General features: G+C 59.8%; 11 protein-coding genes and 1 tRNA gene. 4 read left to right on the forward strand and 8 right to left on the reverse strand.

The window, feature by feature from the left end:
* Nucleotides 1-37: 37 nt before the first annotated feature.
* Nucleotides 38-127 (reverse strand) — tRNA-Ser (locus AB7M23_RS23160).
* A gap of 289 nt (nt 128-416) precedes the next feature.
* Here AB7M23_RS23160 and AB7M23_RS23165 point away from each other — a divergent pair.
* The 3 genes from AB7M23_RS23165 (at nt 417) to AB7M23_RS23175 (ending at nt 3,039) form a co-directional block, all read left to right on the forward strand.
* A complete protein-coding gene (locus AB7M23_RS23165; RefSeq protein WP_454242118.1) occupies nt 417-1,106 on the forward strand; it encodes a crotonase/enoyl-CoA hydratase family protein in 690 nt (229 codons plus the stop codon).
* Nucleotides 1,107-1,282: 176 nt separating this feature from the next.
* Nucleotides 1,283-2,005: a lysophospholipid acyltransferase family protein gene (locus AB7M23_RS23170; RefSeq protein ID WP_454242119.1), complete on the forward strand. Its 723-nt coding sequence runs from the start codon at nt 1,283-1,285 to the stop codon at nt 2,003-2,005.
* Nucleotides 2,006-2,067: 62 nt separating this feature from the next.
* Complete coding sequence (locus AB7M23_RS23175; protein ID WP_065759893.1) at nt 2,068-3,039, forward strand: magnesium and cobalt transport protein CorA; 972 nt, start codon at nt 2,068-2,070, stop codon at nt 3,037-3,039.
* A 9-nt stretch (nt 3,040-3,048) separates the two neighbouring features.
* On the opposite strand, the gene AB7M23_RS23180 is transcribed toward AB7M23_RS23175, so the two are convergent.
* A complete protein-coding gene (locus AB7M23_RS23180; protein WP_065759892.1) occupies nt 3,049-3,777 on the reverse strand; it encodes an amidotransferase in 729 nt (242 codons plus the stop codon).
* Nucleotides 3,778-4,306: 529 nt separating this feature from the next.
* Here AB7M23_RS23180 and AB7M23_RS23185 point away from each other — a divergent pair.
* Nucleotides 4,307-5,110, forward strand: a complete 804-nt coding sequence (locus AB7M23_RS23185) for a c-type cytochrome (RefSeq protein WP_454242120.1) — start codon at nt 4,307-4,309, stop codon at nt 5,108-5,110.
* A gap of 2 nt (nt 5,111-5,112) precedes the next feature.
* Here AB7M23_RS23185 and AB7M23_RS23190 read toward each other — a convergent pair whose 3' ends face one another.
* The 6 genes from AB7M23_RS23190 to speE all read right to left on the reverse strand — a co-directional run bounded on the left by AB7M23_RS23190 (nt 5,113) and on the right by speE (nt 12,188).
* Nucleotides 5,113-5,910, reverse strand: a complete 798-nt coding sequence (locus tag AB7M23_RS23190; RefSeq protein ID WP_454242121.1) for a transglutaminase family protein — start codon at nt 5,908-5,910, stop codon at nt 5,113-5,115.
* Nucleotides 5,907-6,857 carry an alpha-E domain-containing protein gene (locus tag AB7M23_RS23195; protein ID WP_099775481.1) on the reverse strand — a complete coding sequence of 317 codons (951 nt, stop codon included), beginning with the start codon at nt 6,855-6,857 and terminating at the stop codon, nt 5,907-5,909. Before AB7M23_RS23195 ends, AB7M23_RS23190 begins: the two co-directional genes overlap by 4 nt.
* 3 nt (nt 6,858-6,860) lie before the next feature.
* On the reverse strand, nt 6,861-8,270 hold the full coding sequence (locus tag AB7M23_RS23200; RefSeq protein ID WP_099775482.1) for a circularly permuted type 2 ATP-grasp protein: 1,410 nt from the start codon (nt 8,268-8,270) through the stop codon (nt 6,861-6,863).
* A gap of 184 nt (nt 8,271-8,454) precedes the next feature.
* Complete coding sequence (locus AB7M23_RS23205; protein WP_065759887.1) at nt 8,455-8,787, reverse strand: ribonuclease E inhibitor RraB; 333 nt, start codon at nt 8,785-8,787, stop codon at nt 8,455-8,457.
* 248 nt (nt 8,788-9,035) lie between these two features.
* Entirely contained in the window at nt 9,036-11,120 is a 2,085-nt protein-coding gene (locus AB7M23_RS23210; protein WP_099775483.1) for an LTA synthase family protein, read from the reverse strand.
* Nucleotides 11,121-11,327: 207 nt separating this feature from the next.
* Nucleotides 11,328-12,188, reverse strand: coding sequence for a polyamine aminopropyltransferase (gene speE / locus AB7M23_RS23215; RefSeq protein ID WP_454242122.1), 861 nt, complete (start codon nt 12,186-12,188; stop codon nt 11,328-11,330).
* Between the last annotated feature and the right edge of the window lie 72 nt (nt 12,189-12,260).

Genomic DNA, 12,260 nt, shown 5'->3' on the forward strand with positions numbered 1-12,260 from the left:
CCCCTGAAAGACTGCTCTCTCAGGGGTCTTGCGAAAGTGGCGGTGAAGAAGGGATTCGAACCCTTGATACAGTTTCCTGTATACACACTTTCCAGGCGTGCTCCTTCAACCGCTCGGACACTTCACCGGATCTCGTCAAGCTGTTCAGCCTGTCGAGGGGCGCTAATGTAGTCGAAAGTTTTTCTTTTGGCAAAGGTTTTTTTCAGAATTTTCATGCGCTTAAGGGCAACGGCCACGCTTGCCTGCCAAATAGGGCAAAGCCGCCAATCTATAAAGCGCTTTACCCGCCTTTCACCGTCGCCCCCCAGCGTACGGGGCCGCAGGCGCCAGCGCTGACCGGCCAGTCAGCCTTGGCGCTTTACCTGGCTGCAGAGGCTGAGTAACGTCTGCCTCACTCTTAACAAAGGATCCCTCTCATGAGTGAGCTGATTACCTACCACCTGGACGAGGGTATCGCGACCCTGACCCTGAACAACGGCAAGGTCAACGCGATCTCTCCCGATGTGATCGCCGCGTTCAACAGCGCGCTGGATCGTGCGCAGCAAGACCGTGCAGTGGTAATTATCACCGGCCAACCGGGCATCCTCTCCGGCGGTTATGACCTGAAGGTGATGACCTCCGGGCCACAGGCGGCCGTGAGCCTGGTCACGGCAGGCTCTACCTTGTCCCGGCGTCTGCTCGCTCACCCGTTCCCGGTGATTGTCGCCTGCCCCGGGCACGCCGTGGCCAAGGGTGCCTTCCTGCTGCTCTCGGCCGATTACCGTATCGGTGTCGAAGGCCCTTTCAATATCGGCCTGAACGAAGTACAGATCGGCATGACCATGCACCACGCCGGCATCGAACTGGCCCGCGACCGCCTGCGCCGCTCGGCGTTTCACCGCTCGGTGATCAATGGCGAGATGTTCGACCCGATCAGCGCCATCGACGCCGGCTTCCTGGATAAAGTCGTGGCTGCCGAGCAGTTGCAGGAGGCCGCCCTCGCCGCTGCCCGGCAACTGAAGAAAATCAACATGAGCGCGCACAAGAACACCAAGCTCAAGGTGCGCAAGGCCCTGCTCGAAACCCTGGACGATGCAATCATTCTCGATCAGGAACACCTGGGCTAACGTCTCCGGCGCATCGCAGGCGAGCCTGTTCACCACAGGCCCCACACAAGGCACTGGCTTTCACACCGGGCCGACCTTGCCTGCGATGCCTTGGCCCTCGGCCAGCACCATCAGTGTTTGCCCCCACGAGTGCACAGCCGTACACTGCGCCGCGTTTGCCCAGTGTGAGTCACTCGATGCTTTATCTGATCCGTATGCTTCTGTTGGGCATACACTTTCTGCTGGCGGGTACGCTTGGCTTGTTGATTGGCCTGTGCCGCCCCTTCAACCCAGACAACAGCCGGATTTTCGCTCGCCTGTATGCCTGGCCCATTGGCGGGTTGCTGCGCCTGCGGGTCAAGGCCGAAGTCGGCCCCTTGTTCGACCAGCCGCCCGGCTGCGTGATCATCGCCAACCACCAGTCCAACTTCGACCTGTTCGTCCTCGGCGGTGTCGTCCCACCACGCACGGTGTGCATCGGCAAGAAAAGCCTGGGCTGGATACCCTTTTTCGGTCAGATCTTCTGGCTTGGCGGCAACATTCTGGTCGACCGCAGCAACGCCTACCATGCACGGCAGGCGCTCCATGCCACCACCCGGATAGTGCAGCACAACAACACCTCGATCTGGATTTTCCCGGAAGGTACACGCAACCCCGGCAACCAGTTGCTGGACTTCAAGAGCGGTGCATTCCGCTTGGCGATTGAAGCAGGGGTTCCCATCGTCCCGGTGTGCGTCAGCCGTTATGCACAGCGCATGCGCCTGAACAGCTGGAACAGCGGCGACGTCATCATCCGCTCGCTGGCGCCCATCTCGACCAGCGGCCTCGGCAAAGAGGACATCCCGGCGTTGATCCAACAGTGCCGAGAACAGATGCAGCGCTGCATCGACACGATGGAAAACGAACTGCCGTCGGCCTGAGCAGTTGCCGGATCGATGCAGTCATACCAAGCTGACAGGATCACCTGAAGAAGCGAGCAGTCATGGGACGAGTCGTTGCAGCCGCGGTGTACAGCGCCGGCAGAAAAGTTACGTCAATCGAACTGGACGAAGGCAGCCACTGGGCCAGCAAGCCAGGGCACTTTGTCTGGATCGGCCTGGAAGAGCCTGATGCGCAGGCGCTGGCCAATCTGCAGCGCCAGTTCAACCTGCACGAACTGGCCATTGAAGATGCACTGGAAAAACACAGCCGGCCGAAGCTGGAAACATTCGGCGACGCGCTGTTCATCGTGACGTATTCACCCGTGCGCCACGAGGGCAAGCTGGAGTTCATCGAGACGCACATCTTCGCCGGCAAGGGGTACATCATCACCTGCCGCAATGGCCACTCGAAGTCCTACGCGCTGGTACGCCAACGCTGCGAAGCGCGCCCGCTGCTGCTGGAGCATGGCGAGGACTTCGTCCTCTACGCCCTGCTCGACTTTGTCACCGAAAACTATCAGCCAGTCAGCGAAGCGATTCACGGCGAAATCGAAGAGCTGGAACAGAGCGTACTGAGTGGTGCACTCAACGAAGACGACATCAAGCGCCTGCACGGCCTGCGCCGGGACATTCTGCGCTTGCGTCGCTATGTGGCGCCGATGGTCGAGATCAGCGAGGAACTGCAACGCCTGACGTTCCCGTTCATCGACAAGAACATGCGCCCGTACTTTCGAGATGTGCAGATTCACGTGACCCGACAGATGGAAGACCTGGCCGGTATTCGTGACATCGCCAGCCAGACCATCGAGATCGGCATGCTGCTGGAGTCATCGCGGCAAAGCATCGTCCAGCGCAAGTTCGCCGCCTGGGCGGCGATACTGGCCTTCCCCACCGCCGTGGCCGGTATCTACGGCATGAACTTCCAGAACATGCCTGAGCTTGGCTGGCAGTACGGCTACTTTGCCGTACTGGGGGTGATCACCGTAGGCTGCTCCGCACTCTTTGCCAGTTTCAAGCGCTCCGGCTGGCTCTGAGGTGCACCCTCAGGCCGTCGTGCCTTCGGGCTTATGGGCCACGAAGCGCATCATCCATTCGGCCACGGTTTCACCCTGGTGCTCGCTGGACAGGCTGGCCAGCCCTTGCCGATAGACCTCATCGCCCAGGTGCTGCTGACGCAAATCAAGCAGCGCCCGTGAGTAATCGTGAACGAACTCGGGGTGCCCCTGGAAACACAGCACCTGATCGTCGATGTGATAGGCCGCATACTGGCAGAACTCGCTGGACGCGATCAGCGTGGCGTTTTCCGGCAACCGGGTGACCTGGTCCTGATGGCTGATCAACAAGGTCAGGTCTTCGATCGCCGGGGTCATCCACGGCTGCTGTGCGTTCAGGCGATAACGGTGAATACCGACGCCCCAGCCCTGCGTCGCACGCTCGGTCTTGCCCCCCAACAGCAGCGCCAGCAACTGATGACCAAAGCACACGCCAAGCAACTTGTCGCCACGCTGATAGCGCTCAAGCAAAAAAGTCTTGAGGGTTTGAATCCAGGGATCGCTGCCAAACGAATCGGCCTTGCTACCGGTAACCAGGTAAGCATCGAACGATTGCTCATCGCTGGGGTATTCGCCGTTCATTACGTTATACAAGCTGAACTCGGCGGCGATGGGTTGGCGGGCAAACAGTTGCTCGAACATCCGGCCGTAGCCCTGAAACTGCTCGACCAGTTCCGGCCGCAGGACGTCGGTTTCAAGGATGCAGATGCGTAGCGACATAGAGATAGTCCCGAACGACAAAGGCGAAATGCGTGCTAGAGCCTGCCGCGATTAAGGCCTGTAAGCAAGTAGAATGCACTGACGAACGGTCATGCAGACTGGATCCACCGACGAACTGCACGCACGTGTCTAGCAAGGGCGATCATCATGGCATGGCAAAACGCCTGATAGCCAAAGCAAAGATTCTAAACGCTGGAAATACCAAACCGTTCTAAAAGATGGGTGACGTTGACCCTAAGGTTAGTTGTATACCCACTTTCAGCAGGTTTGTGTCGGCGCCTGGCAGGCCCGAAATCACACGTAAAACCTTCGACAGGGAAGCCACTCGGCATTCAGGAATAACAACAAAAAGGCAGTCAGCCATGTTCAAGCACACGAAAGTACGTCAGGCAGGGCTCATCCTCTTTGCCACTACCCTACTCTTGATTCTGCCGAATCTATCGCGGCTGTTCGGCTGAGCGACGCGCACGCCTCAGGAACCTATCAGCCGTAGTGTATGCTGCCGGTCTCATTGGTTGGAGACTGTTCCATGCGACGCTGCCTTGCCCTGCTGTTTGCCGTGCTGAGCCTACCGTTACAGGCCGCTCAACTGGTTCTGGAACTGGGTGATGCGCCGATCAACTGGCAAACCGAAGACTTGCTCAAGCACCCGCAAGCGCAGTCGATCAGCATCGCGGACGATGTTTCCTACAAGAAAGCCATGCACTACCGCGCCATCCCCCTCAGCGCCCTGCTGACCGGGGTTTCGGCACAGGATCACCTGCAGGCAGTTGCGCTGGACGGCTTCGCCGCCGAGATGCCAGCGGCGCCACTGCTCGCCAAGGGGCCAGCACGGGCCTGGCTGGCCATTGAGGACCCCGCCAAACCCTGGCCGGGCCTCGGCAAAGGCAAACCAAGCGCAGGCCCCTTCTACCTGGTATGGACGAACCCGCAGGCAGGTCATATCAGCCCTGAACAGTGGCCTTTCCAGGTTGCCAGCATTCGCCGCCTGGACGCCGTCGCCGAACGCTTCCCGGCCATGCGCCCCGCACCTGGGCTTGCAGACAATAGCCCGGTCAACCTCGGCTTTACCGTGTTCCAGAAAAACTGCCTGGCCTGCCACACGCTCAACGGCGCCGGCGATGCACAGTTTGGCCCGGACCTGAACCTGCCCTACAACCCGACCGAGTACTTCCACCTCGACCACCTGCGCCGCTACATCCGCGACCCGCAAAGCCTGCGTCAGTGGCCACAGGCGAAAATGCCCGGCTTCAGCAGCAGTGTGCTCAGCGACGGCGAGCTTGACGCCCTGCTCGCCTACCTCCAGCACATGGCCGGGCGCAAGCAGCCCTAGGGCTATTGCTGCTGCGCGCCGAGGGTCGGGGTGACCAGCACCTTGGCGTGCATCTGCTCAAAGCCACCACCCCGACGCATGCCGCGCACCGGGCACGCGTCCAGATAATCCAGGCCGACCGCCAACTTCAGGTGCCGTTCGGGGCGCTGCAGTTGGTTGGTGACATCAAAGCTGTACCAGCCATTGTCCAGCCAGGCCTCTGCCCAGGCATGGCTGGCCAGGTGCTGGCTGTCGCTGTCGAACAAGTAACCAGACACATATCGTGCCGGAATGCCAAGGCTGCGGGCGCACGCCAGGAACGCGTGGGCGTGGTCCTGACAGACGCCCGCGCCACCCGCGAACGCTTGCGCGGCACTGGTCTCCACCGCCGTCGCCCCGGGAGTGTAGGCAATGCGCTCGTGCAATCCATGCATCAGGTCAATCAGCGCGGAGCGATCACGGCGCTTGCGGCATTGGCGCTCGGCAAATGCGCGCAGTGCTTCGTCGGCCTCGGTCAACCGCGTGAAACGCAAGAACGGCAGTGCTGAACCCGCCTCATGTTCAACCTCGAACTGCTCGTCGATCTCCACCTGCCCCCGAGCACGGATAATCAATTCGGAATGCGGTTCATCCAGGCTCAACACGTGCAGGATGTTGCCGAATGGGTCTACTTGCGCCCGTGCCGGTCGAGGCAGGTCGAGGTGCCAACTGAACACCTGCTGCCGCTCGGTGTCGTGTGGGGTCAGGCGCAGGTACTGGATGCTGGTGCGTACCGGGTCTTCATAGTGATAGGCGGTTTCATGACTAATGGTCAGTCTCATACGACCTCCAGGTAAGCGCTGTGAATGGCGTTGCCCAACTGGCGTACCAGCGGGATGTAGTCGCTCAACCAAGGGTGCAGGCCCGCATCGAGGATTTCGTCGATACCGGTGTAGCGCAGGCGCGCATCCACCTCGGCAGCCAGGCGCTGTGCCGGACGGCCGTTGGCGCCGGGCAGGCTGGCCAGGATCTGATCGATCTCTTCAGTGCAGGCCCTTAGCGAACGCGGCACATCCGCACGCAGCAACAGTAACTCGGCCACATGCCGCGCCGCAGGTGCATCGCGGTAGATCTCGGTGTAAGCCTCGAAAGACGACAGGGCCCTGAGCAAGGCGCTCCACTGGTAGTAACCCCGGGCCGAGCTGTCACTGACCGCATCGGCTTCATCACCAAGCACTTCATAACGGGCGTCGAGCAGGCGCAACGTGTTGTCGGCACGCTCGATAAAGGTGCCCAGCCGGATAAAACGAAAGGCATCGTTGCGCATGATGGTGCCGTAGGTGGCGCCGCGAAACAGGTGTGAGCGCTCCTTCACCCACTCACAAAAACGGCTCAGGCCATAACGCCCTACGCCCTGTTCGGCAATGCCACGGATTTCCAGCCAGGCCGCATTGATGTTCTCCCACATGTCGGCGGTAATTCGCCCACGAACCGCATGCGCACAGGCCCGTGCCGAGCCAAGACAACTGTAGATACTGGCCGGGTTGCCCGGGTCCAGGGCGAAATGCTGCAACAGTCGCTCGGCGTGCAGTTCGCCATGACGCTCGAGGTAGTCATCAAGGGTGCCCGTGATCAGCAACGGCATCGCCAGCTCATCAAGGCCGCCTCCACGGCCGTCCTGCGGCATCAGTGACAGTGAATAACTGACATCAAGCATCCGCGCGAGGTTCTCCGCCCGCTCCAGATAACGCGACATCCAATACAGATCCGAGGCCGTTCTACTCAACATGATTCAATCCTCAACGACCCAGGTGTCCTTGGTACCGCCCCCCTGGGACGAGTTGACCACCAGCGAGCCCTCACGCAGCGCCACCCGGGTCAAACCACCGGGCACCACGCGGGTTTCCCGGCCGGACAAGACGAAGGGACGCAAATCGATATGCCGTGGGGCAATGCCGTTCTCGACAAAGGTCGGACAGGTCGACAACGACAACGTCGGCTGCGCGATGTAGGCCGCAGGGCGCGCTTTGATCCGCGCCGCAAAGGCTTCGAGTTCGGCACGGCTGGCGGCAGGCCCGACCAACATGCCGTAGCCGCCCGAGCCCTGGGTTTCCTTGACCACCAGCTCTGGCAAATGCGCCAGCACATGGGATAACTCAGCCGGTTTGCGGCATTGCCAGGTCGGCACGTTCTTCAGAATCGGCTCCTCGTCCAGATAGAAACGGATCATGTCGGTGACATAGGGGTAGATCGACTTGTCGTCGGCGACCCCGGTACCAATTGCGTTGGCCAGTACCACGTTGCCGCAACGGTAGGCAGACAACAGGCCGGGTACGCCCAGCATTGAGTCAGGGTTGAAGGCCAGCGGATCGAGGAAGGCATCGTCCAGGCGCCGGTAAATCACATCGACCGCCTTGGGGCCGTCCGTGGTGCGCATGTACACACGCTCGTCCCGTACAAACAGGTCCGCGCCTTCGACCAGTTCCACGCCCATTTCACGGGCGAGAAAAGCATGCTCAAAGAAGGCACTGTTAAAACGACCGGGGGTCAACACCACAACACTGGGGTTATCCAGCGGGCTGGAACTTTTCAGGGTGTCGAGTAACAGGTTCGGGTAGTGATCGATCGGGGCGATGCGTTGAGCGGCGAACAACTCCGGGAACAGGCGCATCATCATTTTGCGGTCTTCGAGCATGTAGCTCACACCGCTGGGGGTACGCAGGTTGTCCTCGAGTACGTAGTAGCTGCCGTCGCTGTCGCGCACCAGGTCGACCCCGGAGATATGCGCGTAGAGATCACGGTGCAGATTCAACCCCTGCATTGCCAACTGATACTGCTCGTTGGCGAGCACCTGCTCGGCCGGAATGATGCCGGCCCGCAGAATGCGCTGATCATGGTAGAGGTCGGCGAGAAACAGGTTGAGGGCCTTGACCCTCTGGATGCAGCCCCGCTCGATCACCCGCCATTCAGCGGCGGGAATACTACGGGGAATGGTGTCGAACGGGATCAGGCGTTCAGTGCCTTGCTCATCGCCATAGAGGGTGAACGTAATACCGGCACGATGAAACAGCAGGTCGGCTTCCCGACGACGCTGAGCCAACAGTTCCGGTGGGGTCTCGGCCAGCCAACTGGCGAATCCGCTGTAGTGCGCTCGGACTTCACCGTTGCCGGCATACATTTCGTCATAAAAGCTGCGGATCATGCCGAACTCCTTGTCATCCGGACCAAGACGTCATCGCAAGCCCCGTGCCATCGGCATAAATGCTTTTATTTCAAGTGGTTATAGAAGCGAGGGAAAAACACCGCACCAGAGCAGTGCGAGATACACCGTCAACCGGGCGACGGCGCCTCATTGCGAGGCAGTGCCCGGCTGACGGTTGATTGGCTCAGGCCAGCAAACGCTCTTGCTTGACCCCCCAGCCTTGAACCTCACCACCCAGCGGTGCGATCACCGCCTCAAAGCCCTGTTCGAACTCATCGATGCCGCCATGGGTGGCATACATCACCTTGCTCAACTCCAGATGCCAGCCGCCATCTGCACATTCACAGACCTGTGCATTGAGCGACTCGCCGCGGAATTTCCCGGCTGCTCTGCGGGCACGCTCCTCATCGGGGAAAACGGCATAGAACTCGATGGGGTGGATACGGGCAAAGTCGAACCCGCCTTCCTTCATGCTGCGCAAGACATTAATGCTGATGTCATCATATTGGCTGCTCATGAATCGTCCTCCGCAAATACCGATGGATTAACCTTCAGTGCGTGACGCTATCGCCCACAGTAGAGGCGCGGGCCTTCGAGCTAGTGATCAAGACAGGGCCGGGAAGCGTGAATCAGGTAGACCCTGAGTGCATCCTAGCGCTTGCGCAGCGCTCGTGCCAACCGATGTAAGTCGTATCGACACATCAAAAAACAAAAGCCCCGATAAATCGGGGCTTTGGTCAAACAGGCATCACGTAGTTCCGGTGATCAGTCCGGCACGCCGTGAACCACACCGGCGGTGTTGTCCAGCAGGCTCTTGGTCGCCGTCTGGATGAACGACTCCAGCTTGCGCGTCAGTTCAGCCTGGTCCGGGCTTTCGATTCGCTCGGCCTTGAACTCGCGACCCAGTTGGTAGCGGTACATGCGTGGCGACATGTCCTTGGACTCGATCAGAATCCGATCACCCGTTACCAGGCCAACGGTCTGCTCGCTACCCGACGGTTTGATCATGCCAAAACCCTGGTCGCCTTCCGGCAGGTTAAGCAGGTCACGCCCCCAGCACTGATGACGGGTTTCGCCACCGAGGCGACCCATGATGGTCGGCACGATATCGATCTGGGTACCCACGGTGTGGCTGACCGCACCGAACTTCTCCTGGATACCCGGCGCAATGAGCAGCAGCGGTACGTTGAAGCGGCTCAGGTCGAGTTCAGTGACCTGCTGGTTGTTGCCGAAACCATGGTCGCCAACAATAACGAACAGGGTTTCCTTGAAGTACGGCTCTTTGCGCGCCTTCTCGAAGAACTGACCCAATGCCCAGTCGGAATAACGCATGGCGGTCAGGTGCTCGTCGAGACGACCCTGGCCCGTCACAGGCTCTACCGGCAGGTTTTTCGGCAACGCGTACGGCGTGTGGTTGGACAGGCTTTGCAGCAAGGCATAGAACGGTTTCTTGCCATAGTTTTTCGCCAGTTCTTCAGCACCACGGTCGAACATGTCCTGGTCAGACACGCCCCAGGTAGGGTCGGAGAACACTGGATTGACGAAATCGTTACGGCCAATGAAAGTGGTCATGCCCTGGTTGCTGAAGAACCCGGACTGGTTGTCCCAGGCGAAGTCGCCGTTATAGACATAGACGTCATCGTATTTGCGTGCACTGAGCAGCGCTGGCAAACCCGACAGTTTGTGGCTGCCTTCAGGCGTCTGCATCAGGTATTCGAAACCTGGCAGGTTGGGGAAGCAGCCCATGGTGGCGAACATACCCTGGTGGGTATGGGTGCCGTTGGAGAAGAAACGGTCGAACAGCAACCCTTCCTTGGCCAGTTTGTCGAAGTACGGCGTAATGTTGGTGGTGGCACCCAGCGCACCCACCGAATGCCCGGCGAAGCTTTCCAGCAGGATCACCACGACGTTCTTGATCGGCAGGGTTTTCTCGACTGGCGGGGTGAACTCACGGCGCACAGCCGCTTCATCGGCATCGACCAGCTTGTCGTGAGGCGTCAGCAGCATGCTGCGCACGGTCTCCTGCGCTTCATCCTGCGGCAGGGTGGCCTTCCAGATGTTGTCACGCTCTTCGGACATCCGGCTCTTGGCAGCGGTGATCAGGGTCAGCGTACCGTTCAGGCCCAACTGGTTGGCAAAGTTCGAATCGGTGGTGTAAGCATCGCCCCAACGCATCGGCGGGCCTTGACGCAAGGTACCGCGAGCGGCAACCACGGCCACCAACAGCACCATGAAGAACACGCCGCCGCGCACATACCAAGGCGCTACGCTACGCGCACCGGCCACACTGCTGCCGTATACGCCACGAGGCCGCGTCATGCGGTCGACACCTTTGAACAGCAGGCTCAGCAACCAGGTCCCGAAGGCCCACGCCAACAGGTAACGTACGACAGGGAAGCCGTACCACAGCATGCTCAGTACGGTCTTCGGATCTTCCTTGACGTACTGGAAGACCAACCCGTTAAGGCGCTGGTGGAATTCACGGTAGAAGTCCATCTCCATCAGGCCGAGGAACATGGCCACACTGGCGGTCACGGTCAGCCAGAAACGGAACAGGCCGCGTGCGGCCATCGCCCGAACACTCAACAGTGCCAGCATCAGCGGAATGCAGAGGTACACCACCAGGCGCAGGTCGAAACGCAGGCCGTTGGCGAACGCCTCAGCCAACGTCGAGACCGGGGTGTTGCCGATCTGATCGCTGTTGTAAACCAGAAGCGCCAGCCTCACCAGGCTGAGCATCAGCATGATCACCAGGCCGCTCAGCAGCGTATAGGCCAGGTGCGATTTGACGGTCGGTTGCAGCGCGCGCGAAGCAGCACGCTGATGACTCAAGGCGTCCGTGTTAGCCATGAATAGGAAGATCCCAAAGATTCAGATTTGAAAGAAACGAAGAGCGAAATAACAAGCCTGCCCTAAACAACCGGGCACTGGGGAGCCATTCGTCGAACAGGCATTTGAGCGCACGAATTGTCGGCAATCGAATGTGAAAATTCTGTTCAGAAACTTGCCACGCTTCATGAAATCGACTACGGCGCCCTAAGGCGCCGTAGTGCAGCATCAATCGTTGCTGGGCTTGTTTACAGCCTGCAGCACGTATTGCGGCAAGGCAAACGCACCGATGTGAATCTCCGGGTTGTAATAACGCGTAACGATTCCACTGCCGGCGAAACGCTGGCGCAGGGTTTCCAGCGGCAGTTTGCGGTAACTGGTGTTGGTAGCGCCCCACGCGAAGGTCATTGCACCGCCGATGTAGGTCGGTACCGCGGCCTGGTAGAAGTGCCAATCGGCGAACAGGCTGCGCATGCGGCTTGCTGTGTTTTTAACTTCAGACAACTGCATGAACGGCGTGCCGTTCTGAGTGACCAGAATACCGCCGTCGTTCAGGCAACGATGGCAGGCCTGGTAGAAGTTCTCGGAGAACAGCACCTCTCCCGGACCGATCGGGTCAGTGGAGTCGGAGATGATGACGTCGAACTTCTCTTTGGTGGTGGCGACGAACCGCATGCCGTCATCAATGACCAGGTTCAGGCGCGGGTCATCGTAGGCACCCTTGGAGTGCTCCGGCAGGAACTCCTTGCACATGTCGACCACAGTACCGTCGATCTCGACCATAGTGATGTGCTCGACGCCACGGTGCTTGGTCACTTCACGCAACATGCCACCGTCACCGCCGCCAATGATCAGTACGCGCCGCGCCGTGCCATGAGCCAGGATCGGGACGTGGGTGAGCATCTCGTGGTAGATGAACTCATCGGCCTCGGTGGTTTGGATCACACCGTCCAGCGCCATCACGCGCCCCATGCGCGGGTTCTCGAAAATCACCAGGTGCTGGTGCTCGGTACGAACCTCGTGCAGCAGCTTGTCCATGCGAAAGCGCTGGCCGTAGCCTTCGTACAACGTCTCCAGGTAGTCGCTCATTGCGGGACCTCCAATAAAAGCGGCTGACAACGGGCGCAAACGCGCCCGCCATAGAAAAGGGCGCAGTGTACG

The organism is Pseudomonas sp. HLS-6 TE3448 (genome assembly GCF_053629555.1).